This is a genomic window from Micromonospora sp. L5 (assembly GCF_000177655.2).
Lineage (GTDB): Bacteria > Actinomycetota > Actinomycetes > Mycobacteriales > Micromonosporaceae > Micromonospora > Micromonospora aurantiaca.
In genome coordinates, this window is record NC_014815.1 from 1,507,309 (window position 1) to 1,531,344 (window position 24,036).

Annotated in this window: 22 protein-coding genes; 10 read left to right on the plus strand and 12 right to left on the minus strand. The window is 73.3% G+C overall.

The window, feature by feature from the left end; genetic code table 11:
- Positions 1 to 45: 45 nt before the first annotated feature.
- Both ML5_RS07420 and ML5_RS07425 read left to right on the plus strand, forming a co-directional pair.
- On the plus strand, positions 46 to 1,374 hold the full coding sequence (locus ML5_RS07420) for an MFS transporter (protein WP_013474276.1): 1,329 nt from the start codon (positions 46 to 48) through the stop codon (positions 1,372 to 1,374).
- Positions 1,371 to 3,128, plus strand: a complete 1,758-nt coding sequence (locus ML5_RS07425; protein WP_013474277.1) for a glycoside hydrolase family 2 protein — start codon at positions 1,371 to 1,373, stop codon at positions 3,126 to 3,128. The genes ML5_RS07420 and ML5_RS07425 overlap by 4 nt, the downstream gene beginning before the upstream one ends.
- On the opposite strand, the gene ML5_RS07430 is transcribed toward ML5_RS07425, so the two are convergent.
- Positions 3,113 to 4,093 carry a DUF2804 domain-containing protein gene (locus ML5_RS07430; protein WP_013474278.1) on the minus strand — a complete coding sequence of 327 codons (981 nt, stop codon included), beginning with the start codon at positions 4,091 to 4,093 and terminating at the stop codon, positions 3,113 to 3,115. The genes ML5_RS07425 and ML5_RS07430 overlap by 16 nt on opposite strands.
- Positions 4,094 to 4,138: 45 nt before the next feature.
- Positions 4,139 to 5,641: a sigma-70 family RNA polymerase sigma factor gene (locus tag ML5_RS33165; protein ID WP_013474279.1), complete on the minus strand. Its 1,503-nt coding sequence runs from the start codon at positions 5,639 to 5,641 to the stop codon at positions 4,139 to 4,141.
- A 112-nt stretch (positions 5,642 to 5,753) separates the two neighbouring features.
- On the opposite strand from ML5_RS33165, the gene ML5_RS07440 reads away from it, so the two are divergent.
- Together ML5_RS07440 and ML5_RS07445 are read left to right on the plus strand one after the other, a co-directional pair.
- Positions 5,754 to 6,062 carry a hypothetical protein gene (locus ML5_RS07440; RefSeq protein WP_232236641.1) on the plus strand — a complete coding sequence of 103 codons (309 nt, stop codon included), beginning with the start codon at positions 5,754 to 5,756 and terminating at the stop codon, positions 6,060 to 6,062.
- A complete protein-coding gene (locus ML5_RS07445; RefSeq protein WP_236619375.1) occupies positions 6,063 to 8,717 on the plus strand; it encodes a DUF4132 domain-containing protein in 2,655 nt (884 codons plus the stop codon). It begins immediately after the preceding gene.
- A 27-nt stretch (positions 8,718 to 8,744) separates the two neighbouring features.
- On the opposite strand, the gene ML5_RS07450 is transcribed toward ML5_RS07445, so the two are convergent.
- On the minus strand, positions 8,745 to 10,457 hold the full coding sequence (locus ML5_RS07450; RefSeq protein WP_013284428.1) for a Na+/H+ antiporter: 1,713 nt from the start codon (positions 10,455 to 10,457) through the stop codon (positions 8,745 to 8,747).
- Positions 10,458 to 10,521: 64 nt separating this feature from the next.
- Here ML5_RS07450 and ML5_RS07455 point away from each other — a divergent pair, with 64 nt between their 5' ends.
- Entirely contained in the window at positions 10,522 to 11,259 is a 738-nt protein-coding gene (locus ML5_RS07455) for a Clp protease N-terminal domain-containing protein (protein ID WP_013284429.1), read from the plus strand.
- 48 nt (positions 11,260 to 11,307) lie between these two features.
- Here ML5_RS07455 and ML5_RS07460 read toward each other — a convergent pair whose 3' ends face one another.
- Both ML5_RS07460 and ML5_RS07465 read right to left on the minus strand, forming a co-directional pair.
- On the minus strand, positions 11,308 to 11,826 hold the full coding sequence (locus ML5_RS07460) for a hypothetical protein (protein WP_013474282.1): 519 nt from the start codon (positions 11,824 to 11,826) through the stop codon (positions 11,308 to 11,310).
- Positions 11,827 to 11,934: 108 nt separating this feature from the next.
- The gene (locus tag ML5_RS07465) at positions 11,935 to 12,120 is read right to left on the minus strand and encodes a hypothetical protein (protein ID WP_013284431.1); all 186 of its coding nucleotides are present in this window, start codon (positions 12,118 to 12,120) and stop codon (positions 11,935 to 11,937) included.
- A 230-nt stretch (positions 12,121 to 12,350) separates the two neighbouring features.
- Between ML5_RS07465 and ML5_RS07470 the strand changes: the two genes are divergently transcribed.
- Entirely contained in the window at positions 12,351 to 13,016 is a 666-nt protein-coding gene (locus tag ML5_RS07470) for a GNAT family N-acetyltransferase (protein WP_184977210.1), read from the plus strand.
- A 183-nt stretch (positions 13,017 to 13,199) separates the two neighbouring features.
- Here the strand turns inward: ML5_RS07470 and ML5_RS07475 are convergent, their stop codons facing one another.
- From ML5_RS07475 to ML5_RS07490, 4 genes are all read right to left on the minus strand, one after another.
- Positions 13,200 to 13,901: a TetR family transcriptional regulator gene (locus ML5_RS07475; protein ID WP_013284433.1), complete on the minus strand. Its 702-nt coding sequence runs from the start codon at positions 13,899 to 13,901 to the stop codon at positions 13,200 to 13,202.
- Entirely contained in the window at positions 13,840 to 14,322 is a 483-nt protein-coding gene (locus ML5_RS07480) for a thiol-disulfide oxidoreductase DCC family protein (protein ID WP_013284434.1), read from the minus strand. Before ML5_RS07480 ends, ML5_RS07475 begins: the two co-directional genes overlap by 62 nt.
- Positions 14,319 to 14,753, minus strand: coding sequence for a hypothetical protein (locus ML5_RS07485; protein WP_013284435.1), 435 nt, complete (start codon positions 14,751 to 14,753; stop codon positions 14,319 to 14,321). Before ML5_RS07485 ends, ML5_RS07480 begins: the two co-directional genes overlap by 4 nt.
- 122 nt (positions 14,754 to 14,875) lie before the next feature.
- The gene (locus tag ML5_RS07490) at positions 14,876 to 16,330 is read right to left on the minus strand and encodes a glycoside hydrolase family 3 protein (protein WP_013284436.1); all 1,455 of its coding nucleotides are present in this window, start codon (positions 16,328 to 16,330) and stop codon (positions 14,876 to 14,878) included.
- A gap of 124 nt (positions 16,331 to 16,454) precedes the next feature.
- On the opposite strand from ML5_RS07490, the gene ML5_RS07495 reads away from it, so the two are divergent.
- Positions 16,455 to 17,660: an ROK family transcriptional regulator gene (locus ML5_RS07495; protein ID WP_013284437.1), complete on the plus strand. Its 1,206-nt coding sequence runs from the start codon at positions 16,455 to 16,457 to the stop codon at positions 17,658 to 17,660.
- 85 nt (positions 17,661 to 17,745) lie between these two features.
- On the opposite strand, the gene ML5_RS07500 is transcribed toward ML5_RS07495, so the two are convergent.
- The gene (locus ML5_RS07500; protein ID WP_013474284.1) at positions 17,746 to 18,756 is read right to left on the minus strand and encodes an ABC transporter permease subunit; all 1,011 of its coding nucleotides are present in this window, start codon (positions 18,754 to 18,756) and stop codon (positions 17,746 to 17,748) included.
- Positions 18,753 to 19,757 carry an ABC transporter ATP-binding protein gene (locus ML5_RS07505; RefSeq protein ID WP_013474285.1) on the minus strand — a complete coding sequence of 335 codons (1,005 nt, stop codon included), beginning with the start codon at positions 19,755 to 19,757 and terminating at the stop codon, positions 18,753 to 18,755. The genes ML5_RS07500 and ML5_RS07505 overlap by 4 nt, the downstream gene beginning before the upstream one ends.
- A gap of 132 nt (positions 19,758 to 19,889) precedes the next feature.
- Between ML5_RS07505 and ML5_RS07510 the strand changes: the two genes are divergently transcribed.
- Together ML5_RS07510 and ML5_RS07515 are read left to right on the plus strand one after the other, a co-directional pair.
- Entirely contained in the window at positions 19,890 to 20,729 is an 840-nt protein-coding gene (locus ML5_RS07510) for an ABC transporter ATP-binding protein (RefSeq protein WP_013474286.1), read from the plus strand.
- Positions 20,730 to 20,745: 16 nt separating this feature from the next.
- Complete coding sequence (locus ML5_RS07515) at positions 20,746 to 21,642, plus strand: ribokinase (RefSeq protein ID WP_013474287.1); 897 nt, start codon at positions 20,746 to 20,748, stop codon at positions 21,640 to 21,642.
- Positions 21,643 to 21,687: 45 nt separating this feature from the next.
- Here the strand turns inward: ML5_RS07515 and ML5_RS07520 are convergent, their stop codons facing one another.
- Positions 21,688 to 22,452 carry a hypothetical protein gene (locus tag ML5_RS07520; RefSeq protein ID WP_013284442.1) on the minus strand — a complete coding sequence of 255 codons (765 nt, stop codon included), beginning with the start codon at positions 22,450 to 22,452 and terminating at the stop codon, positions 21,688 to 21,690.
- Positions 22,453 to 22,546: 94 nt separating this feature from the next.
- Here ML5_RS07520 and ML5_RS07525 point away from each other — a divergent pair, with 94 nt between their 5' ends.
- On the plus strand, positions 22,547 to 24,028 hold the full coding sequence (locus ML5_RS07525) for an alpha/beta fold hydrolase (RefSeq protein ID WP_013474288.1): 1,482 nt from the start codon (positions 22,547 to 22,549) through the stop codon (positions 24,026 to 24,028).
- The last annotated feature ends 8 nt before the right edge of the window (positions 24,029 to 24,036 follow it).

Here is a 24,036-nt window from a genome sequence, read left to right on the forward strand (position 1 = left end):
GCCGGACGGGACGGATCATATTCTGACCCGTCGAAGGAGGCCGTCGTGTCCGCCACCCGGAGCGTGCTCACCCCGGCCACGTCGGCCGGCCCAGCCGGCCTGCGCCCCCGGGTCTGGACCGCCCTGATCGTCCTCGGACTCGTCGGGCAGATGGCCTGGACCATCGAGAACATCTACCTGAACCTGTTCGTGTACGACACGATCACCGGCGACCCGAACGTGATCGCCACGATGGTCGCCGCCAGCGCCGTGACCGCCACTGTCGCGACCCTGCTGCTCGGCGCCCTCTCCGACCGGACCGGGCGGCGCCGGTCGTTCATCGCCGGCGGGTATCTGCTGTGGGGCGTCTCCACAGCCGCCTTCGGCTTCCTGACCGTGGGCCTCGTGGAGGACATCGCGCCCGTCGCGAACGTCGTGCTCGTCACGGCGATCGCGGTCATCACGCTGGACTGCCTGATGTCCTTCCTCGGCTCCGGGGCCAACGACGCGGCGTTCCAGGCGTGGGTCACCGACGTGACGGTGCCGGCGAACCGTGGCCGGGTCGAGTCGGTGCTCGCGATCATGCCGCTGGTCTCGATGCTGGTGATCTTCGGCGGGTTCGACTGGCTGGCCCGCGCCGGGAACTGGCAGCTGTTCTTCGTGGTCATCGGCGTGATCATGGCCGTGGCCGGGGTGCTGGCCTGGTTCCTGGTCGAGGACGGCCCGTCAGTCGTCCGGCACGAGGGCGGCTACCTGCGGGCTGTCGTCCACGGTCTGCGCCCGGCTGCCATGCGGGCCAACCCGGGCCTCTACCTCGCCCTGGCGGCCTGGTCCGTCTGGGGGATCTCCACGCAGGTGTTCCTGCCGTATCTGATCATCTACCTGCAGCGGTACCTGAGGATCGAGGGGTACGCCGTCGTCCTGGCCGTCGTCCTCGTCACGGCGTCGGCGGTGAGCGTGGTCAGCGGGCGGCTCATCGACCGCGTCGGCAAGGTGCGTTTCCTGCTGCCGGCGGTAGTGGTCTACGGCACCGGCCTGGCGCTCATGTTCCTCACCCGCGGCATGGTTCCCGTGATCGACGCCGGGATCGTGATGATGTCGGGCTTCATGCTCGTCCTCGCCCCGATCGGCGCCCTCGTCCGCGACTACTCACCACCGGGCCGGGCCGGCCATGTCCAGGGGCTGCGGATGGTCTTCGCCATCCTCATTCCGATGCTCGTCGGCCCGTACCTCGGTGCCGCCGTGATCACCGGCGCCGGCGAGGTCTACGAGGATCTCGGTGTGGTGAAGCAGGTCCCGACGCCGGGCATCTTCCTCATGGCACTGGCCGTGCTGGTCCTCATCGCGGTGCCGGCCGTGGCGCTGCGGCGGCGGGAGCAGGGGGCCCCGGCATGACGCTGCTGACCCCGTGGGGTGCCACGCTCGACGCGGAGCGTGTCCTGCCCGAGTATCCCCGTCCCCAGTTCGCCCGGGACAGCCATCTCAACCTCAACGGCCGGTGGGAGTACGCGATCACCGGCTCGCCCACCGAGCCCGAACGCTACGACGGCCATATCCTCGTGCCGTTCTCGCCGGAGTCCGCGCTCTCCGGCGTCGGGCGGCAGCTCCAGCCGGGCGAGACGCTCTGGTACCGCCGTCCGCTGACCCTCCCGGCGGGCTTCCACGCCGCCGGCTCGCGCCTGTTGCTGCACTTCGGCGCGGTCGACCAGACCTGCCGGGTCTACCTGAACGACGTCCCGGTCGGCGGCCACACCGGCGGGTATCTGCCGTTCACCTGCGACATCACCGACGCGCTCCGCGAGGACGCCAACGTCCTGGTCGTGGCGGTCCAGGACGACAGCGACACCGGCCACCACTCCCGGGGCAAGCAGCGGCTGCGCCGTGGCGGCATCTGGTACACCGCCCAGTCCGGGATCTGGCAGACGGTGTGGGCCGAGAGCGTGCCCGCCGTACACCTGCGGCACCTCACCCTGACGCCGCTCCTCGACGAGCGGTGCGTCGAGGTGACGGCGCACGCGACGGCGGATGCCGGCGACGCCGGCATCCGGATCCTGGCCGACGGGATCGTGGTGGCCGAGGCCACCGCGCCGGTCGGCGTGGCGGTGCGCATCCCCATCCCCGAGGTACGGCAGTGGAGCCCGGAGGATCCGTTCCTCTACGACGTGACCGCCGAGCTGGGCGCGGACCGGGTACGCAGCTATTTCGGCATGCGCTCGTTCGGTGTCGGACCGGACGGGGACGGCGTGCCCCGCCTACTGCTCAACGGCCGGCCGTACTTCCACGCCGGGATCCTCGACCAGGGCTACTGGTCCGACGGCATGTACACGGCGCCCTCCGACGAGGCGATGATCGCCGACATCGCCACGATGAAGCGGCTCGGGTTCACCATGCTGCGCAAGCACATCAAGATCGAGCCACTGCGCTGGTATTACCACTGCGACCGGCTGGGGATGCTGGTCTGGCAGGACATGGTCAACGGCGGCGGCGGTTACCACCCGCTGGTCGTCACCGCGCCCGCGGTGACGCCGTTGCGGCTGCCCGACCGGGGCCGGTGGCGGCGCTGGTTCGGCCGCGCCGACGCCGGCGGACGGGACCGGTTCCGGGCCGAGCTGCGCGACACCGTCGAGCACCTGCGCAACGTGGTGAGCCTCGCCGTGTGGGTGCCCTTCAACGAGGGCTGGGGGCAGTTCGACGCGGCCCGGATCGCCCGCGACGTCGCCGAACTCGACCCCACCCGTACTGTCGACCACGCCAGCGGATGGCACGACCAGCGTGGGGGTGACCTGCGCAGCCTGCACGTGTACTTCCGCCGCTTCCGGGTGCCGCGGCGACGCGGTGACCGCCGGGTGCTGGTGCTGTCCGAGTACGGCGGCTACAACCTGCGCGTCGACGGGCACGCGTTCAGCCGCAAGGATTTCGGCTACCGGCGGTGCCGGAGCACCGAGGAACTGGCGGAGGCGTTCACGCGGCTGCACACCGAGCAGATCGTGCCCGCGATCCGGGCCGGTCTGAGCGCGACCGTCTACACCCAGCTGTCCGACGTGGAGGACGAGCTCAACGGCCTGCTCACGTACGACCGGCGCGTGGTCAAGCTTCCCGAGGAAGTGGTGCGGCAGGTCAACGCACAGCTGCTTCACCAGCGGTTCTGAGCCTCCTCCGCCCACCCGACGAGGCCGTCCAGAGCCACCCGCTCGCCGTCGTCCGCCTGGGCCCAGCCGGAGAAGTGCCCGAAGCACTGGTGGGTCTCGCTGGCCACGACGCCGAGGTTGGTGCGCGAGATCTTCTCGTGGAACGGGTGGAACTCCACCTCGACCCGATCGCCGCTGATCCGCCACGGCCGCAGCCAGTCGTGGCGGTCGTAGCTCCAGTGCAGTTCGGCGCCGAGCTTGTGCAGCCGGCCGCCGACGAACAGCGCGTTCTCGGTCGAGCCGGTGCCGTCGGTCCACTTGACGCCCAGCTGGATCGACACGTCCGGTCCGCTGCCCGCCGCCCAGTTCCATGTGATCGCGTACGGCCATTTGCCCCGGCCGTGGTCGAGTACGGCGAACGAGTCCCGTTCGGGCACGACGTGCGTCGTGCCGTTCACCCGCAGCGAGCCCCGCACCGGGCGGCCGACGTCCTTGACCGTGTACTGGAACCGGCGGGTGCTCCACGGGATCACGACGCCGAGCGACTCGTGGCCGGGCGGGAGCGGCACCACGAGGTCGATCTCGATGCCCGGTGCGGTGGCACGGATCGTGCTGCCCTCGGTGGTCTGGTCGATGTCGATCGACAGGCTGCCCCCGCGCGCGTACACGGTGCCCACGCCGCTGACCGGCGGCAACACGGCGCCACGGGCGAAGGGGACCACGACGTCCTTGCCGGTCTCGACCTTCGTGGCGCGGTCGAGCACGTAGACGCCGTGCACCCCGGCGTAGTCCAGCGACGACGCGACGAGGCCGACGATGTGGGTGGGCGTCACGATCCCCCAGTACTCCCACCGCTTGGCCCTTCCCCAGCCGCGCAGGTTCGCCCGGTGCAGCGGCCGGCGGGTCCAGCCGACCGCGGCGGGGTTGAGCCGCCCGTCCGGCATGCACAGGTCGACCGGCTCGACGATCTCCTTCTCGTGCGTCATCAGGGGAGCGTAGCGACACTCGCCGGCGGTGATCCGGGTCCGCTCTCAGTAGTCGATGTTGATGGCGGCGACCTGGCGGCTGCCGTTGGAGACGATGGCCGGGCCGGCGAAACGGGAACCGGTGTACGTCAGCGCCGTCTTGTGGCCGGGACTGTTGAACCACGCCTCGATCATCTGCTCCGGCGTGGCGGTGCCGGACGACGCGAACAGCACCTCGTGCCCGCAGTGCTTCAGCCCGCTGCCGGCGTTCAGGTTCTGCCGTACGCAGGCCTCCGCGTCGCGGTGCTGCGCCGCGCCGAGCTTGACCTCGGTCAGCCCGAGCGCGCGACGCCGCTCGTTGAGCAGCACCAGCAGCCGCCGTTCCGCGGCGGAGACACCCGTCGACGTGCCGGCCGACCGGGACGGCGACGGAGTCGGCTTCGGTGACGGCTTCACCGACCTGGCGGGACTCGGGCGCGCCGTGGTGGGGGACGGCTTCACCGCGGTCGCTGAGGGCTTCGCCGCAGTCGGGGAGGGTGTGGGCGCCGGTGTGGCGGTCGCGGCCGAGGGCTGCGCGGCTGCCGCGCTCGCCGGCTGCCGGCCCGGCTCCTCCGGGTAGTTGGCGAGAACGAGCCCGCCCCCGCCGAGCACGGCGACGGCGGCGACGACGCCGATCAGGGTCTTGGACAGGGAGAGCGTCGACCGCGCCCCGGCGGTCACGATCTGCGCGCCGGGCGGTACGACGTGCGACGGCGAGGCGACGGTGCGCAGGTGGTGCGTGACGTCCGAGGCGAGCCCGGCCGGGATCGGGGTGAGCGCCAGGCCGGCCAGCAGCCGCTCGGCGGGGACCAGGTCGTTCGTCGCGTCCGGGCAGTGCGGGCAGTCCCGGATGTGGCGGGCGAACCGCTTGCGCCACACCGGCGCGGGTCGGCGGTCCCAGCCGCCGGCCGTGTCGGCCAGGCCGGCGCAACCGGGCCGGGCGGTGAGGGCCCGTACGACCAGCCGGGCGGTGTCCAGCTGCGCCTTCATCCGGGAGACGCGCACTGTCACGTGGTGCGGGGCCAGCTTCAGGGCGTCGACCAGGTCGGCGCGGCTGAGGTGACCGGCCTCGACCAGCCACCACAGCGACAGCAGGTGGCGGTGGTCGTCGTCCAGCCAGCGCGTGGCCAGGACGACCTCCCGGCGCTGGTCGGCGAGGCGGAGCTGGGTCAGGGTCAGGTCCTCGAAGTCCGAGCGCGGGTCGATCACGTTGTCGATGTCCTCCGGCGGCGCCGGTGTGGTGTGCCGGCGCTGCGTGTGGGTGCGGATCTCGTTCATGGTGACGGCGACGAGCCACGAGCGGAAAAGCTGCGGCTCGCGTACGCCCGGCAGCCCGCGGACGACGCTCAGCATCGTGTTCTGCACCACGTCGTCGACGTCCGCCGACCGGTTCAGGGCCCGGCCCACGATGTTGTAGACCAGCGGCAGACAGTGCGAGACCAACTCGTCCACCGCCGCCCGGTCGCCGCGGCGTGCCGCGTCCACCACCGTCGACATGTCGGCCCTGCCCGGGTACGCGTGAGAGGACACGCTCACAACCTCGCCTTCACGGAACGATCTCGTACACGGTGGAGACTGTCCGGTACGCGGTCAGGTCACACAAATGTGTGCGGTGTCGGTGGGAGGCGTTACTTTCTCCGCCATGCCATTGATCACAGTCACCGACGAGGTCGTCGGTGCTCCGAGCGGGCCCACGTGGACCATCGAGGTCTTCGAGGAGGAGGTACGCCTCGACGAGCTGATCCGGCGGCGGGTTTCGCTGGAGATCGCCGAGTCCGGTGTGGACGTCGACGCGGGGGAGCGCACCCGTCTGACGCTCGACGCGTTCCGCCGCAACGCCTTCGTGGTGCTCGTCGACGACCGCCAGGTGACTGACCTGGGCGAGAAGATCCACCTGCACGCCGGATCCCGGGTCACCTTCCTCAAACTCGTCCCACTGGTGGGTGGCTGAGTGGACACGCAGGACGTGCAGGCGGCACTGCGCGAGGTGGTCGACGCCGCCAGCGGCTGGCGCGAGAGCGACGACCAGACCTTCAACGAGCATCACCTGCGGCACTTCCTCGACGGTGTGGTGGCCGTGTTCGGCTGGGCGCCGGCCGGTTCGGTTCCGGCGCTGCTCGCCGCGCTCAATGACACGCGCCGGTCCGGTGATCCCGCTCCGCCGCAGGAGGAGCTGCTGTCGGAGGCCGTGCGGAAGGCCGAGTCGGTTGCCGCCGCCGTGACCGACCTGGCCGGCGACGACGCGGATCATGACCGCCGTGCCGCCGCCGCGCTGACAACGGTCGGCCACCTGCCAGGGCGGCCGCACCAGGACGTGAGCGTGTGGGACCGGGCCCGTGGCGAGGCGTGGCGCCGGACGGAAGAACTTCTGGCCGCGCAGCCGGCGCCGGTGCGCCAGGTGGTCTTCGACGCGCTGACGGTGCCGGGGGAGAGCGGTGACAAGCAGACCAGACTGATCCGTGTCGTGCGCTCCGGCGGCGGCCTCGACGGCTCGGCCTGGCTCGGCCGGCTGGGCACTCAGGCCTGGCTGGGATTCAATTACTGGAGTTGGCACCTCAATCGGTTCACCTGGGAGGCCATCCAGGCGGAGGCGTCGGCCGGGCGGGTGAACCCGGCGGCGCTGGCGACCTGGCGCCGGACCCGGCTCGAACGTTCGCTGAGCGACATCAGCGACGAGGCCGAACGGATGTGGCCGATCCCCAACGTCGGTGAGCAGTGGGCCGACCGCGCGATCGCGGACGTCGAGGCGATGCCGGCGGATCGCCGGTCCGCGTGGGAGGCGCTGCTGGCGCACTGTCCGGTCGAGGTGGACAAGGCGAAGCCGACGGCCGGTTGGCGCAAGCAGGCCCGGTCGCTGCTCGACGCGGTGGGCGTCGACGATTTCACCGCCCGGCTCGACGACTGGCTCCCGCTCGTCGGGCAGGCGCGCAGCCTGCCGCTGCGCATGACCGCGTGCTGCCCCGGCCACATCAAGGACATGCCACCACGGATGATCGACCGCTACAACGTCGGGCTGCTGTGGGGACTGATCTGGATGCGGACGATGTGCCAGCCGTCCGAGCAGACACTGCGCAGCCTCGGCCAGATCGCGGAACGGGCCGCCCGCAAGATCTCCGGCCACGGCCCGGCGAGCCCGAAACTGGCGAACGTCGCTGTGGCGGCGCTCGTCGACACCGATCACCCCGCCGCCCTCGCCCAACTGGCCCGGCTGTCCTCGCGGCTGACCTACAAGAGCACGCTGCGCCTGGTGGAGAAGGGGCTGACCCGGCACGCCGAGGCGCGCGGTGTCAGCCGGGAGGACGTCGAGGAGATGGCCCTGCCCGGCTTCGGGCTGCCGCTCGCGGACAAGCTGGGCGACTGCTCGTACGAGCTGGAGGTGCGCGGTGTCGACGCCGTAGTGGTGTGGCGCAACGCGGACGGCAAGGTGGTCAAGACGCCTCCGGCCCAGGTGCGCAGGGACCACGGCGACGAGGTGAAGGAGCTGAAGGCGACTGTCGCCGACGTCGCCGCGACGCTCGTCGCCACCCGCGACCGGCTGGAAGGCCTGCTGCGACGCGACCGTTCGTGGACCGTCGAGCAGTGGCGCGAGCGGTTCCTGGACCATCCGCTGGCCCGTACGCTGGCCCGGCGTCTCATCTGGACCGTCGACGGCGTGGCCTGCTGCTGGGCCGGTGAGGCGCTGCGAACAGTGGACGACACAATGGTCGAGCCGGCCGACGAGGCGACGGTCCGGTTGTGGCATCCGGTGCTCGACCCCGACGCGGTGGGGCCGTGGCGGGACTTCCTGACCCGGCACGGGATCACCCAGCCGTTCAAGCAGGCGCACCGGGAGCAGTACCTGCTCACCGACGCGGAGCGGGCCACGGGCATGTACTCCAACCGGTTCGCCGCGCACATCGTGCGCCAGCACCGGCTCAACGCGCTGCTGTCCCGGCGTGGCTGGTCGTACGTCCAGCACCGCAACGACGGGGCCTCGTACGACCTGCCCTGGCTGGCCCTCCCGGACTGGGGGCTGCGCGCCGAACTGGGTGTCGCCGGGATCGAGGACCGGGGCGACGACCTCGTGTTCGACACGATGGGGACCGACCAGCTGTTCTTCATCCGGGGAGAGCGCCTGCCGGTTCCGCTGGCGGAGGTGCCGCCGGTCGTGCTGAGCGAGGTGATGCGCGACGTCGACCTGTTCGTGGCCGCGGCCGGGGTGGGCGCCGACCCGAACTGGTACGACGGTGGGCCGCAGGGCCGGTATCGCGACTACTGGGCGCAGAGCAGCTTCGGCGAGCTGACCCCGACCGGCCGAACGCGCCGGGACGTGCTGGCGGACCTGATCCCCCGGCTGGCCATCGCCGACCGGTGCACGCTCACCGACAGGTTCCTGGAGGTACGCGGCGACCTGCACACGTACCGCATCCACTGCGGCTCCGGGAACATCCTGATCGCACCGGACGAGCGGTACCTGTGCATCATCCCGGACTCGGCGAAGGCGAAGGAGCCGGAGATGTACCTGCCCTTCGAGGGTGACAGCCGGCTCGCCGAGATCATCAGCAAGGCGTTGCTGCTGGCCGCCGACAAGAAGATCAAGGATCCGGTGATCCTGCGCCAGCTGTGAGGCGGTCGGCGGGCGCCGGGTCCGGAGTCAGCCCGGCGCCCGCTTCGGCAGCAGCAGCTCCTCGTGGTCGAGTTCGCGTTCCAGCACGCGTAGTTCCTCGTCCGGCAGCCGCCCGGAGTCGCGCCACCGCAGCAACTCCTCGCGCTGCGCTTCGAGGACGGTCCTGCGGACCCGCAGCGCCGTCTCGTACTCCGGTGAGGTGGGCAGCTCCGACGATCCGCTCTGCTGGAGCAGGTCGAGCCGCCCCCGGTAGCGGGCCAGCCGGGTCTGCAACTGTGCCCGCGTGGTGTCGACGGCGACCCTGCTGTCCGGCTCCTCGGCGGCGACGAGGTCGAGGCGGGCCAGCGCGGCCTCCACCGCGGCCGAGCGGGCCTCGTTGCGTACCCGGGCCTGGTCGGCCTCGTTGGCGCGCAGGCCGAGCATGCGCACGAGCGGCGCGAACGTCAGGCCCTGCCCGACCAGCGTCACCAGGACGACCACGAAGGTGCAGAACAGCAGCAGGTCACGATCGGGGAAGGGATCTCCGCTACGGGTGGTCAGCGGCAGCGTGAAGATCGCGGCCAGGCTGATCACGCCCCGCGTACCGGACCAGCTCAGGGCCACCACCTCGCGGGAGGTCAGCCCGCGGGCGTTGCGGTCGACGCCGCCGAGCCGGCGTGCGGCATCAGGATCGTCGGTGTCGTCCTGTTCGGCGACGCCACCGAGCCGGGTGTGCAGCGACCGGGGGAGCCACTGGGTCAGGATCAGCCAGGCCGGGCGCAGAAGCAGCACCACGCCGACCGACACGGCGACGGCGATGACGATTGTCGACGTCTCGTACTGGCGCAGGCCCCGCATGACGGCGGGGAGCTGCTGGCCGATCAGCAGGAAGACGAAGCCTTCGAGGAGGAAGTCGACGAGCCGCCACACGGCGTTGGTCTGGAGGCGGGCGGCCCCGGAGCCGAACTGCGGCGTCTGGTGGCCGACGATCAGGCCGGCGACCACCACTGCCAGTACGCCGGAGACGTGCAGCGCCTCGCCGAGCAGGTACGCCACGAACGGCGTCGCGAGCGAGATCGCGTTCGACAGCAGCGGGTCCGCGGTGAGCGGCCGGACCAGCCGTTTCGCCCGTGCGACGACCACGCCCACCGCGATGCCGCCGGCCGCTGCCAGCACGAACTGCCCGATCGCGGCGGGGAACGAGAACGTGCCGCCCACGGCGGCGGCCACAGCGACGCTGAGCATGGTCAGCGCGGTGGCGTCGTTCAGCAGCCCTTCGCCCTGGATGATCGTGACCATCTTCGGCGGCAGGTTGACCCGGCGGCCCACGGCCAGGGCGGCGACCGGGTCGGGCGGCGCGATCGCGGCACCGACAGCGATGCCTGCCGCCAGCGTCGCGCCGGCCACGAACAGGTGGAACCCGATGCCCACGAGCAGTCCGGTGAGGAGCACCAGCACCACGGAGAGGCTGACCACGATCCGCAGGTTGCGGCGGATGTCCAGCAGGGAGGAGTCCAGCGCGGCGCTGTAGAGCAGCGGCGGCAGCACGACCATGAGCACGAGGTCGGGGTCGAGGCTGACGTTGGGGCCGGGGAGCAGCGCGTACGCGATGCCGATGAGTGGCAGCAGCGCGGCTGCCGGCAGGCCGGTCCGGGAGGCCACCCACCGCACGGCGATGACGACCGCGACGGCGGCGAGCACGAACAGCAGTGTCGAATGGGTGCTCACCTCGACCGACAGTACCCGCGTCGAGATCATCATGCGATGCGGACGGTGTCGTCAACCGAGGGTTGACGGTCGAGGATCGTCAACCTATGGTTGACGCATGGAGGAGACCGAACCGCTCAAGATGACCCAGCCGGTACGACTCGACGACCTCATCGACGGCATCAAGAAGGCGCACACCGACGCGCTCGATCAGCTGGCCGGCGCCGTTCTCGTCGCCGACCACCTGGGCGACGTGGCCGACCACCTGATCGGGCACTTCGTCGACCAGGCGCGCCGCTCCGGCGCCTCGTGGACGGAGATCGGCCGCAGCATGGGCGTGACGAAGCAGGCCGCCCAGAAGCGTTCCGCCGCCAAGGCGGAGACCGCCGCCGCGCTCGACCCGAACTCCGGGTTCGGCCGGTTCACCCCGCGCGCCCGCAACGTGGTGCTGGCCTCGCAGGAGGAGGCGCGGGCCGCGGGCAACGCCGAGATCACCCCGGGGCACGTCGCGCTCGGACTGCTCGCCGAGCCGGAAGGGCTGGCCGCCGCGGCGATCGTGGCTCGGGGCGTACCCCTGGAACGGCTGCGGGAGGTCGTCACCGCGACGCTGCCGGCGAAGGCCGACCCGGTCCCGGACCTGATCCCCTACGACGCACGGGCCAAGAAGGTCCTGGAGCTGACCTTCCGGGAGGCGCTGCGGATGGGGCACAACTACATCGGTACGGAGCACATCCTGCTCGCCCTGCTGGAGGAGGAGGGCGACGACGGCGTGCTGCGCGGCCTCGGCCTGGAGAAGTCCGCGCTGGAGTCGGCGTTCGAGGCGGCGCTCGCCGAGATCACCCGGAAAGGGGCCTGACACCGCGCCGGGCACGCGTCACGGGGGCGCGTGCCCGGCGTCCGGGTGTCAGTCTGCGGTGGGGAAGCCGTACCGGGCGGCGTGCTCCGGGTCGGCGGGGTCGACCTGGCGGATCCCGGCGTCGGCCAGCCGCTTGTTCACCTCGTCGAGGTGCTCCCGGACCAGCCGGGCCTCCTCCTCGGTGACCCGGCCGCGGTGCGGGCGCCCGGCGTGCTCGATGGTGCCGTAGTCGATCTTCTCGGTGGCGCGGCGGGCCTTCGGCGGCTTGACCCGCTCGGCGGTCCGCAGCAGCTGCGCCATCGGCACGTCGGTCGCCATCGCGTCGAACTCGCTGGCGGTCAGCACCACCCGGCGCGGCTCACCGTGGCCGTGCCGGTCGTGGATCTCCACCACCGCGACGTCGAGCGCCGCGTCGTCGATGCTCTCCACCTCGACCGCGGTGGCGTCCAGCTGCACGGGGCCGGCGACCAGGTCCGGGTGCTCCAGGACGACGACCTTGACCACCTCGTCGTCGGGGCTGAGCACCTGACCGGTGAAGTCGGAGACGTGGATCGTCTTCTTGCCCATGCGCGGAGCTTCTCCTGTCGTAGGCCGGAAATCGGACCACAAGACGCTACCGCACAGGTGTGCGAAGGCCGGTACGCCCGCCCGGCCGGTGTGTCGCCGCCCGCCCTCTCAGAGGGGCGTGAGGCCACGCCAGGCGGCGGTGCCGGCCGGCTGCGCGTTCAGCTCGGCCCAGGAGAGCGCCCGGTCGCGGGCCTCGCGGTACGCCGGCTGCGCCGGGAACCGTCCGGCGTCTGCGGCGGCCCGCCAGCCGCGCTCCGCGTCCTGCTGGAATCGGTCATTCGGTTCGTGAGGCATGACCACTACCGTCCCAGAGAAACTTGTCCATGTATGGAAATGAATATGACGCAGGGGCGATGCCTTCGGTTCCGCGAAGCGCCCGGGGTTCCTGCGGCCGGTGGCGGAACCAGGAATCGGCGCCCGTCGCTGGCGTGCCGACCCTCTACCCGCGTGCCGCGCGTCTCAACCGCGCCGCGATCGGCGAATTCCGCAGGCATGGGCGCGGCGTCCCGGCGTACCATGATCACGTGCTCGACCGGCGGGTCTTCCTTCATCTGGCGACCTGGTTGGGGCAGTGGCCGGCGGGCCCCGGGCTGCACGTGGTCCGGTCCTACCGCCGCGCCCGCCCGGCCTGGGACGGGCGGCTGCGCCCGGCCGTCGCGGTGACAGCGGGCGGCAGCACCGTCCTCTCGGTGGCCGCCGACCGGGTCGAGGCGGTCCGGACGCTGGTGCGGGACCGGCCGCTCGGGGAGTGGCTGCCCGACCTGCCGGGCGCGGTCGGCATGCCGGAGTTCATCGCGCACACCTCGGTCTTCCGGTGGTGCACCGACCCGGCGCCGCTGCCCGAGGTGGGGGAGTGGGTGCCGCCCACGCTGCCCGGGCTGCCGCCGTGGCTGCGGCTGTTCGACAGGGAGGTGCTCGTGGTCCGGGGCGCCGACGGCGCGTACCGGGCCGGCGTGGGGATCAAGCGGCACGACGCGTACGGCCACGAGCTGGCGGTGGGCACGGTGCCGACGGCGCGCGGGCGCGGCCTGGCCCGGCGGCTGGTCGCGCAGGCGGCCCGCCGGGTGCTCGACGAGGGGGCGATCCCCACCTACCTGCACGACCCGGGCAACGCGGCGTCCGGCCGGGTGGCCGAGGCGGCCGGGTTCCCGGATCGCGGCCTTACCGCGTTCGGCGTCTTCCCCCGCTGAGCCGGCCCGGATCCCCGGCCTGGCGCGGACCGTGGATCCCGGGCCGGATCCACGGTCCGCTGCTCTCCCCCAGGCCCCGACATCGGTAACGCTATGTGTTAGTGCCGGTGGTCAACAAGGGGTGTGCCACTGTCCGGTTACGGACTCTCACCTGCGCAATCGCTGGCAGGTGCGGCGGCGAAGTCAGTGACGCAGCGTGTGGATCAGTGCGAGCGCCTGACGGGTGACCGGCCGCAGCACGCGCAGCCGGGACAGCCCCACCAGCCGGTCCACGAGCGGTACCACGCCGTCGATGAGCTGCCGGGTCTTGACCTGCCCCTCCGAGCGGTCGTGCACCCAGTAGAGCACCACCCCCATGTAGCCGAGCCAGAGCAGCTCGGGCAGCGCCTCGCGCAGCTCGTCGTCGAGCTTGACGGTGGACCCGGTGAGTGCCTCGCGGAACAGCGCGATCGACATGTCCCGGGGTGCCGACGACTCGGCGGAGAACGGGCTGAGCGGCGAGGTCGGCTCGGCCGCCGTCTTGAAGAAGGCGCCCGCGAACGCGTGGTACGGGCTCAGCACGTCGACGCCCGCGTGCAGCACCCCGGCCAGTCGCGGGCCGAAGTCCCGCTCCCGGGCGAGCACCGGCGCGGCCGCCTCCCGGTGCTCGCGCTGGGTGCCCGCGTAGAACTCCTGGACCAGGTGCTCCTTGGAGCCGAAGTAGTAGTAGGCGTTGCCCACCGCCACGCCTGCCTCCTGGGCGACCGCGCGCATCGTCGTCCGCGCGTATCCGCGCTCGCGGAACAGCCGCATCGCCGTGTCCAGGATCAGCTGACGGGTCTGCTCACCCCGGGCCGTCGACCCCTGTCCACCCGCAGCGGTCGTCGGCGCACTCTGCTCGGTCATCGTCGTCACCGTATCCCGGTTCCCGGATCCGTTCGCGGACCGCTGAGGCCGCCGCCACCACCCGCCGGGCCAGCGGCAGCAGGTGCGGCCGGGCCAGCCGCTCGGCCGTACCGCGATGCTCGGCGAGCGCCCAGAGACAGGCGAACCAGGCGCCGTCGCCGCGGTAGACGGCGCCGGTGTCGGCCACCACCGTCAGGTCGCGCAGCGCGGCGTCGTGGTCCAGGCCGGGGAAGCGCCGCCGGGCCTCGGCGGACCCGGCCGGCACGAACTCCAGCGGTACGAGCTGGGCGCGCGAGGCGAGCCACCGCCGGGCGGCCCGGCACATCGGGCAGTCCGCGTCGAACAGGACGGTGAACCCGCGGATCCCACCGGCCCCGTGCCCGGTGGGATCCTGCCGGCGCCCGCCCGGGGCGGACGTCACCGGGCCGGCGGGTTCGGACCCGCCGGTACCGGTCCGCCCTGCGGCGGGAGCATTCCGACCGGCGGCAGCGGCGGGTGGGTGGCCTGCTGCCGCAGGCGGCCGCGGCGGTAGCGGCCGAGCGCGAAGACGTTGAAGAAGTGCAGCGCGCCGAGCACCAGCAGGACCAGCCCCACCTTCAGCGAGAGCTGCTCCAGCGCCTGGCTGGCGTCGCCGACCGGACCGGACTCCTTCATCGCCACCGTGACGTAGCCGAGGTTGAGCAGGTAGAAGCCGACCACCAGCAGGCTGTTGACCGCCTCGGCCAGCCGGCTGTCGGCGAACACGTCCTGCAGGAACACCAGCCCGTTGCGGGACAGCGCCCGCGCCACCCAGATGGTGAGGCCGATGCTCACCGTCAGGTAGGCCAGATACATCCAGACCTTCACGTCCATCCCCGTCGCCTCTCTTGAACGTGTTCAAATCTCGGGCACCGTGAGCGTACGACAGAACTTGAACGCGTTCAAGAGAGCGGCCCGCCGCCCTTCAGGGCAGCGGGCCGGGTGGGGCGCGTGGGTCAGGCGGTCAGGCCGAGCGCGTCGGCGGCGGCACGGCCGTTGGCGTGACTGGCGCCGTGGGTGGCGACGAACGCGCGCGCGCCCGCCGGCCGCCACGCGCCCGGCCAGCCCATCTCGACCACAGTCACCTGATGCGTGGCGGCCAGCGCCTCGACCAGCTCGCGCGCGCCGGGCAGCCGGTGCAGGTGCCGGCCGACCAGCACGACCGGCCGGTCCCCGGCGAGCCGCCGCAACTGGTCCGGGTCGGTGTCGCCCGCCACCGCGCGGGCCTGCTCGACCCCGGCGGCCAGGTGCGGGCCGAGCCCCCAGGGCACCCGCCCCTCGGCGATGGTGGAGGTGGCGTGCACCTGCACCACGAGCGGTGCGGTGTCGCGGGTGAGGTCGCCCTCGACGCGTACCGCCCGCAGCGCGGCGGCGTAGCCGAGGCCGTCGGCGGCCGGCGGCGGGGCGTCGGCGGGGCCGGTGGCGGCGGCGAGCGCGGCGGTCCGGCCGGCGGCCTCCTCGACCCGCTCCCGAGCCAGCCGGCCGTCGGTGATCGCCGCGACGATCTCGGCGGCGACCGACTCGACCAGCTCGGCGTCCACCCGGGCGCCGATGCACAGCAGGTCCGCGCCGGCGGCCAGGGCCCGCACCGCGCCCGCACCGACCCCGCCGGCGGCGAGCACGGCGCCCTTCATCTCCAGCGCGTCGGTGATGATCGCGCCGGTGAAGCCGTACTCGACGCGCAGCAGGTCGTGCAGGACCGCGCGGCTGAACGTGGCCGGGCCGTCGCCGGTCAGCGCCGGCACCCGGATGTGCGCGGTCATCACCGCGCGGACGCCCGCGTCGACGACGGCGGCGAACGGCGGCAGGTCGCGTTCCCGCAGGACCGCCGGGGGCACGTCGACTGTGGGCAGCTCGTGGTGGGAGTCGGCGACGGTGGCGCCGTGCCCGGGGAAGTGCTTGGCGCAGGCGGCCACGCCGGTCGACTGGAGACCGGCGACGGCGGCGGCCGAGTGGACAGCGACCCGCTTCGGGTCCGCCCCGAACGAGCGGGTGCCGATCACCGGGTTCTCGTCGGCGGTGTTCACGTCGACGGTGGGGGCGAGGTCGACTGTGATACCGAGCGCTGCCAGCTCCGCGCCGATCGCCGCGTACACCTGGCGGGTGAGGTCGGGGTCGTCCACCGCGCCGAGCGCGGCGTTGCCCGGGTACGGGCTGCCGGTGGCGTGCGCCAGCCGGGTGACGTCGCCGCCCTCCTCGTCGATCGCCACGATCACGTCGGGGCGGCCGGCGCGCAGCGCTGCCGTGGACGCCGCCACCTGGGCCGGGTCGTGGATGTTGGTACCGAACAGGGTGTGCCCGGCGAGCCCGTCGGCGAGCAGGTCGACCGCCCAGTCCGGCGGGACCGGTCCCGGGTACGCGGCCAGCAGCGTGCCCAGCGCGAGCCGGCGCAGTCCTGGATCCAGACCCACGAGTATCCCCTTTCCCTGCCGGGTCGTCCGACCTCTGCGGATGGGGGTGGCCGATACGCTAACGGGCACCCCTTGGCAGGCGTTTTGTGGTTAGAAAACTTTACTGAAAATTGAGGACGTTGGCATGAGTGCGACCCGGCTGCCCGGCACCCCCCGACTCCTGCGGGCGCTCAACGATCGTGCGGCCCTGGAGCTGCTGCTCGAACGCGGTCCGCTGACCCGGGCCCGGATCGGTGAGCTGACCGGGCTGTCCAAGGTCACCGCGTCCCAGCTCGTCGAGCGGCTGGAGGAGCGCGGCCTGGTCGCCCGGGTCGGCGAGCAGGCCGGCGGGCGGGGCCCGAACGCGCAGCTCTACGCCGTCCGGCCGAGCAGCGCGTACGTGGTGGGCGTCGAGGTGGGCGCGGAGCGGGTGGTGGCGGCCTGCGCCGACATCACCGGTACGGTGGCCGGCCGGGTCGAGCAGTCCACGAAGGACACCGACGACCCGGTCGGCGTGGTGCACAACGCCGTGGTCCAGGCGGCGAGCAGCGCCGGGGCGGAGCTGTCCGCCGTCCGGCGCGTCGTGCTCGGCACCCCCGGCCTGGTCGACCCGCAGACCGGCGACATCACGTTCGCGTTCAACCTGCCGCGCTGGCACAGCGGCCTGCTCGCCGCGCTGCGCGAGGACCTGGACACCCCGGTCGTGTTCGAGAACGACGTGAACCTCGCGGCGGTGGCCGAGGCGCAGTCCGGCGCGGCCCGTGGCACCGCCGACTTCGTGCTGGTCTGGGTGGACGCGGGCGTCGGCCTGGCCATCATGCTGGGCGGCCGGCTGCACCACGGCAGCAGCGGCGCGGCCGGCGAGATCGGCTACCTGCCGGTGCCCGGCGCACCCATCCCGCGCGACGTGTCCAAGCGGGCCAAGCCGGCGTTCCAGCAGCTCGTCGGCGCCGACGCGGTACGCGCTGTGGCCGCCGAGCACGGTTTCGCCAGCCCGGAGGCGGCGGAGCAGGGCGTCGCGGCGGCCCGGGCCGCCGAGGTGGTACGCGCGGCCATCGCCGCCGGCACCGCCGGTGGTCCGATGCTCGACGAGCTGGCCCGGCGGCTGGCGCTCGGTGTGGCGAGCACCTGCGTGGTGCTGGACCCGCCGCTCGTGGTGCTCGCCGGGGCGGTCGGGCAGGCGGGCGGGGCGGCGCTGGCCGAGCGCGTGCAGCACGAGGTCGCCGCGATCACGCTGGTCCGGCCCCGGGTGGTGACCACCGGGCTGACCGAGGAGCCGATCCTGCGGGGCGCGCTGCGTACCGCGCTGGACGCCGTACGCGACGAGGTGTTCGGCTCGACGGTCGGCTGACCGCGTCGTGCACCCTGGCGCCATGTGAAGGAATCCTTCATCATGGCGTCAGGGTTCGCAAGGAGTTGCCGAGGTGCGGCTCCGGTCAGATCAGGTCGCGGCGGCGGAACACCGTGAACGCGGCGGCCACCAGCGCGCCGGTGAGCCCGAGCAGCACCACCAGCCCCGACGTCCAGGTGAGCGTGTAGGAGCCGTCGCAGTAGCCGGAGATCCCGGGGCCGCAGGCGTTGTTGTCCCAGAGCCGCACCTCACCGGACAGCCAGGCCGCCAGATAGCTGGACAGCATGTACCGGTCCGGCCGGCCGACCTCCAGGATCTGGAACACCAGCCGCGCCCCCAGCTCCCACACCACCACGTACGCGGCCACGGTGCCGAGCGCCGCCGACGTGTGCCGGCCCAGCGTGGCGACGGCGAACCCGAGCGCCGCGGCGAGCAGCACCAGCATCAGCCCGCGTACCCAGATCGCTGCGAGCGACGGCCAGAAGTCGCCGCCGGTCCGCCCGACCAGTCCGGACGCCTGGCCGATCAACCAGAAGGACCCCAGGTACGCCGCCGACGCCAGCACCGACAGGCCGAGCAGCCCGCCCAGCAGCGTGCCGAGCTTCGTGGCGAGCACCGTCGGCCGCCGGGGCCGCCACAGCAGCAGGTTGACCACCCCGCCCGAGTTCAGGTCGGCCCCGATGTAGGAGGCGCCGACCAGGAACCCGAACAGCGTCAGGAACGCGATCAGGAAGTAGAGCAGCGGCTCGGCCTCCTTGGCGAAGACGAACACACCGCTGAGGTAGTCGGCCGTGGTCGGCAACTCCTCGATCTGGGCCGGGTCGATCTGGGCGCAGTCGCGCGGCAGGTAGTCGTTCTCGCCCGGCGGGATCGTGCCCTCGCGGATCCGCAGGCAGCGGTCGTACGTCATCTCCATCTGGCGCACGCTCTCCGCCGCCTGCGCCTGCGCCCGGCTCAGCTCCGCCGGGCCGGGCCGGTGCGAACCGGCGAGCGTGGTCACCACGGTCACCGCGAAGGCGGCAGCCAGCAGCACCACCATGAGCTGCACGAAGCGCCGGGCGGCCAGCCGCTCCAGCTCGGCACGGACCAGGTTCACGCGTCCACCTCCCGGCTCTCCCGGACGTCGAGGTCGATCACACCGTCGTTCGGCGGCGCGCCGTCGACCTGCCGCGGCACCGCCACGTGCTCGTTGCCGCCGGTCAGCTCCAGGAAGACGCTCTCCAGGTCCGGCCGCAGCGGGACCAGCTCGCGTACCCACATGCCCTGCTCGCCGAGCGTCCGGCTGATCGTCTCCGGATCCTGCACACCGGTCACCACCAGGTGGTCCGGCGCGACCGCCACCGACAGGCCGGCGCGGCCCAGCACCTGCCCGGCCTGCTCCGGATCGGCCACCCGGACCCGCCACTGGTGCTGGTCGAAGCCGGCCAGCACCTCCTCCACCGGCCCGTACGCGACCCGCTGCCCCCGGCTCACGATCGTCACGTGGTCGCAGATCAACTGGATCTCGGCGAGGATGTGGCTGGACAGCAGCACCGTCACCCCGGCCTCGGCCAGCGACCGGGTCAGGTCGCGCATCTCCCGGATGCCGGCCGGGTCCAGCCCGTTCGCCGGTTCGTCCAGGATCAGCAGCTCCGGGTTCTTCAGCAGGGCCGACGCGACCGCCAGCCGCTGCTTCATGCCCAGCGAGTAGCCCTTGACCCGCTCGTCGCCCCGGTCGCGCAGCCCGACCTGCTCCAGCACCTCGTCCACCCGGGCGGTCGGCACACCCCCGGCCAGGGCCAGCAGCCGCAGCGTCCGGTGGGCGGTGAAGTTGGCGAAGAACTGCGGGCTCTCCACGATCGCGCCGACCCGGCCGGCCACGTCCGGCAGGTGCTCGGGTGACTCGGCACCCAGCACGCGCATCCGCCCGGCGTCCGGCCGGACCAGCCCCAGCAGCGCGCGCAGCGTGGTGGTCTTCCCGGACCCGTTCGGCCCCAGGAAGCCGTGCACCTGGCCCGCCTCGACCAGCATGTCGAAGCCGTCGACGGCGACCCGGCGCCCCTGGCGCAGCGTGTGGAACGTCTTGCGGAGGCCGGCGATCTCGATGACCGCGCTCATCCGCGCGCCTCCCGGCAGCGGTCGGGCATGGGTGTCCTTCCGGAAGCGGTGACCAACGACACGGCGCCCCACCCTATGGCGGCGGCGCCGCCCGTGGGGGGCGCCGGGCCGGGTGCGTGATTGGATGGAGCGGTGACTGGTGACCTGATCCCCGGCGCCCCGGGCGCCCTCGCCCCCTCGACCGTGGACGCGGATCTGGTGGTCAGCCTCGACGGGGTCGGCGTCAAGCGTTCCGGCACGGCGCTGGTGCACGACGTCGACTGGCGGGTCGAGCTGGACGAACGGTGGGTGGTGCTCGGACCGAACGGCGCGGGCAAGACCACGCTGCTCAACCTGGCCGCCGGCCGGCTGCACCCGACCAGCGGCGTCGCGCACGTGCTCGGCGAGCGCATCGGCCGTACCGACGTCAACGAGCTGCGTACCCGCATCGGCCTGTCCACAGCGACGCTCGCCGAGCGGATCCCCGCCGAGGAGCGCGTCGTCGACGTGGTGGTGACCGCCGCCTGGTCGGTGGTCGGCCGCTGGCGGGAGAGCTACGACCGCACCGACGAGGTCCGCGCCGCCGCGCTGCTGCGCCAGCTCGGCGTCGGCCACCTCACCGACCGCACGTACGGCACGCTGTCCGAGGGCGAGCGCAAGCGGGTCCAGATCGCCCGCGCGCTGATGACCGACCCGGAGCTGCTGCTGCTCGACGAGCCCGCCGCCGGGCTCGACCTGGGTGGGCGCGAGGACCTGGTGGCCCGGCTGGCCGAGCTGGCGTACGACCCGGATGCGCCCGCGATGGTGCTGGTCACGCACCACGTGGAGGAGATCCCGCCGGGCTTCACCCACGCGCTGCTGCTGCGCGAGGGTGCCGTGGTGGCGCAGGGCCTGCTCGCCGACGTGCTCACCGCCGACAACCTGTCGAAGACGTTCGGCCTTCCGCTGGTGGTCACGCGGTCCGGCGACCGCTGGGCCGCCCGCGCCGCCTGAGCGACGGGACGACACAGTGCCGCAGACCCGGATCGCCGTCGTCGGCAGTGCCAACATGGACCTGGTCGGCATCGGCGCCGCGCTGCCCCGGCCCGGCGAGACCGTGCTGGGCGACGACTTCGTCATGCTGCCCGGCGGCAAGGGCGCCAACCAGGCGGTCGCCGCGGTACGCGCCGGCGCGTCCTGTGTCTTCCTGGGCGCGATCGGCTCGGACTCGTTCGGCGTGACGCTGCGGGCCCGCATGACGGCGGCCGGCGTGGACACCGGCCACCTGCGGGTGGTCTACGGCCCGTCCGGCGTCGCGCTGGTGATGGTCGGCGGCGCGGGGGAGAACGCCATCCTGGTCACCCCCGGGGCGAACGCCGCGTTCACGTCGCTGACCGCCGGCGAGCTTTCCGCCGTACGCGATGCGGACGTGCTGGTCGCGCAGCTGGAGGTGCCGGTCGAGACGGTGACCGAGGCGGCGCTGGCGGCCCGGTCCGCGGGCACCCGGGTGGTGCTCAACGCCGCGCCGGCCCGGTCGGTGCCGGCCGAGCTGCTGGCGGCCACCGACCTGCTCGTGGTGAACGAGCCGGAGGCGCAGGCGCTGACCGGTCGCGGCCGGGACGAGCCGGCGGCGCTGCTGGAGCTGGTGCCCCGGGCGGTGCTCACGCTCGGCGGCGACGGCGCCTGGTACGTCGACAGGGACCGCCCGCCGACGCACGTGCCGGCGGTGCCGGTGGACGTGGTCGACTCGACCGCCGCCGGGGACGCGTTCACCGCCGCGCTCGCGGTGGCCTGGGGCGAGGGGCGGGACCTGGCCGACGCGGTCCGCTGGGCGGCGGCCGCCGGTGCGGCGTGCGTGCGCAAGCTCGGTGCCTCGGTGGCTCTGCCGCACCGCGCGGAGATCGACGAGCTGTTCCCCGGCGGTTAAGAAGGGGCCCTTCCTCTACCGGAGGCGTTAAGAAGGGGCCCTTCCTTACACCTCGTCGGTGAGGCGCTCGCCGCGGCGGCGCAGCATGCCGAGCCCGGGGATGCCGGCGACCGCGAGCTTGAGATCGCGTGTGACGTCCAGCAGGTCGTGCAGGTCCGGGCCGACCCGGTCCAGCGTGGCCAGGATCGGCAGCACGTCCGAGGTGAGATGGTCCTTGAGCTTCGGCAACTCGTCCACCAGCCGGATCGCGGCGGTCACCTCCTCCGGGCTGAGCTGCTCCACGAAACGCGCTGCCATCGGCGCGGCCCGGCGCAGCGTCGCCTCGTACGCGGTCAGCAGCTCGGTCGCGACGCCCGTCGCCTTCTCGGCGGTCGCCAGCGTGCCCGCCGCCCGCGCGGTCACCGTCTCCGCCTCGGTCACCACACCGGCCGCCGTCCGGGCCACCCGGTCGGCCTGGCCGACCACCGTGGCCGCCGCCTCGGAGACCCGCTGCGCCTCGCCGACCACCACAGTCGCCGCGGCGGCCACCTCGGTCGCCGTGTCGATCGCCGCGGTGGCGGCGGTGCTGATCACCGCCACCTCGCGGACCGCCGTCTCGGCGTCGGTGAGCACCCGGTCGGTGCGGTCGAGCGTGCCCTCGATCCGGTCCACCACCCCGTCGATCCGCCGGACCAGCGCCTCCACCTGATCGAGGACGGCGAAGGCGCGAGCGGGCACCGAGGCCACCGTGGCGGCCGAGCCGAGCGCCTGGTCCAGGGCGGTACGGGTGAGGCCGAGCACGGCGCCGGGCCGGGGAAGAGGGATCGCCATGACATCCAGTGTGCGGCGTCGCTGCCAGTGCCGCCCGACGGCAGCCGGGCGGCGAAGGTCACGCCGGGCCGCCGACGCGGCGTAGGGTGCCGGCATGCCCACCCCCGGCCCGGCGTCGCGGCGACTGCTCGCCTGCGGCGTGGCCGCGCTGCTCGCCGTCGTCCTGGGCGCCCTGCTCCTGGCCCGCGCCGACGCCGGTCTGAGCACCCGGCGGGCGACCGTGGCGGGAGTCCCGCTGACCGAGGTCCGGGCGGACGGCGTGAGCGGCGACCTGCGGCCCGGGGTGGTGATCGCGCACGGTTTCGCCGGGTCGGCCCGGCTGATGCGGCCGCTCGCCGACTCGGTGGCCCGCCGGGGCGGGATCGCGGTGCTGCTCGACTTCGCCGGCCACGGCGCCAGCCACGCCCGGCTACCCGGTGCGGGCCGGGACGAGGATCGCAGCCGGGCGCTGCTGCGGCACGACCTGGACGTGGCGGTCGCCTGGCTGCGCGGGCGTCCCGGCGTCGACCCGGACCGGATCGTCCTGGTCGGGCACTCGATGGGCGCCGGCGCGGTCACCCGGTACGCGGTGGCGCATCCGGAGATCGACCGGACCGTGGCGATCTCGCTGCCCGACGGCGGTGACGTGCCGGCCGGCTGGCCCGGGAGGCTGACGCTCGTGGTGGGCGGGCTGGAGTTCGCCGGCTTCCGCCAGGCGGTCGACGAGGCGACGCGGGACGCGCCACCGGGCACCCGCACGCGGGTGGTGGCACCGGGCACCGAGCACGTGTCGGTGCTGTTCGCGCCGCGTACCCACGCCGCGGTGCTCGACGCGCTCCCGGACCGTACCGGCGGGCCGCCGCCGGCCCCGCTGACCCGGCCGGGCGGCGCCGGGCTGCTGCTGGCAGGGCTCGCGCTGGGCTTCGTGCCGCTGGCGGCGCTGCTATCGCGCCGGGCGGGGGCGGGCACCGGCGGTCCGCGTACGGGTGCGGGCCGGTGGCTCGCCGCGACGGTGGCGGCGGCCGGGCTGGGCGCCGCGCTCGCCGCGCTGCTGCCGACCGCCCGGCTGCCGCTCGCCGTGGGCGGGTACGTGGCAGTGTTCCTGCTGTTCACCGGCGTGCTGCTGGCCGCCGTGGCACGCCTCGCGCAACCCCGCCGGCCACCGGTGACCGAGGGCGGCGTCCGGTCCGCTGCCGTCGCTGTCGGGCTCCTCGGGTACGCCGCGCTCGCCGTCGCGCTGCCGCTGCACCTCGGCCTCACCTCGACCGTGCCGGTCGGGGCCCGGTGGTGGCTGCTGCCCCTGGTGACGTTCTGCTGCCTGGTCTTCCTGCTCGGCGCCGAACGGCTCGCGGACGGCCACGGCATCCGGTACGCGGCCACCGGCGGGATCGCCGTGCTGGTGCTCGCCGTCGCCGCGGTGCTCGGCCTGGCACCTGGGTTCGTGCTGCTGGTGGTGCCGCTGTTCGCGGCGCTGGTGGTCTGGCAGGCGGCCTGGGCCGGAGTGCTGCGCCGCCGGGCCGCGCCGTGGTGGCTGGCGTCGTCGGTCGGGGCGGTGGTGCTCGCCTGGCCGATCGCGACCACGCTGCCGCTGGCCTGACCGTCGCC

Bases quoted from the DNA above. Each gene is read 5' to 3' on its own strand.
- ML5_RS07425 (WP_013474277.1), top strand. From the start codon at position 1,371: ATGACGCTGCTGACCCCGTGGGGTGCCACGCTCGACGCGGAGCGTGTC.
- ML5_RS07430 (WP_013474278.1), bottom strand. From the start codon at position 4,093: ATGACGCACGAGAAGGAGATCGTCGAGCCGGTCGACCTGTGCATGCCG.
- ML5_RS07440 (WP_232236641.1), top strand. From the start codon at position 5,754: ATGCCATTGATCACAGTCACCGACGAGGTCGTCGGTGCTCCGAGCGGG.
- ML5_RS07450 (WP_013284428.1), bottom strand. From the start codon at position 10,457: ATGATGATCTCGACGCGGGTACTGTCGGTCGAGGTGAGCACCCATTCG.
- ML5_RS07455 (WP_013284429.1), top strand. From the start codon at position 10,522: ATGGAGGAGACCGAACCGCTCAAGATGACCCAGCCGGTACGACTCGAC.
- ML5_RS07460 (WP_013474282.1), bottom strand. From the start codon at position 11,826: ATGGGCAAGAAGACGATCCACGTCTCCGACTTCACCGGTCAGGTGCTC.
- ML5_RS07465 (WP_013284431.1), bottom strand. From the start codon at position 12,120: ATGCCTCACGAACCGAATGACCGATTCCAGCAGGACGCGGAGCGCGGC.
- ML5_RS07475 (WP_013284433.1), bottom strand. From the start codon at position 13,901: ATGACCGAGCAGAGTGCGCCGACGACCGCTGCGGGTGGACAGGGGTCG.
- ML5_RS07485 (WP_013284435.1), bottom strand. From the start codon at position 14,753: ATGGACGTGAAGGTCTGGATGTATCTGGCCTACCTGACGGTGAGCATC.
- ML5_RS07495 (WP_013284437.1), top strand. From the start codon at position 16,455: ATGAGTGCGACCCGGCTGCCCGGCACCCCCCGACTCCTGCGGGCGCTC.
- ML5_RS07505 (WP_013474285.1), bottom strand. From the start codon at position 19,757: ATGAGCGCGGTCATCGAGATCGCCGGCCTCCGCAAGACGTTCCACACG.
- ML5_RS07520 (WP_013284442.1), bottom strand. From the start codon at position 22,452: ATGGCGATCCCTCTTCCCCGGCCCGGCGCCGTGCTCGGCCTCACCCGT.
- ML5_RS07525 (WP_013474288.1), top strand. From the start codon at position 22,547: ATGCCCACCCCCGGCCCGGCGTCGCGGCGACTGCTCGCCTGCGGCGTG.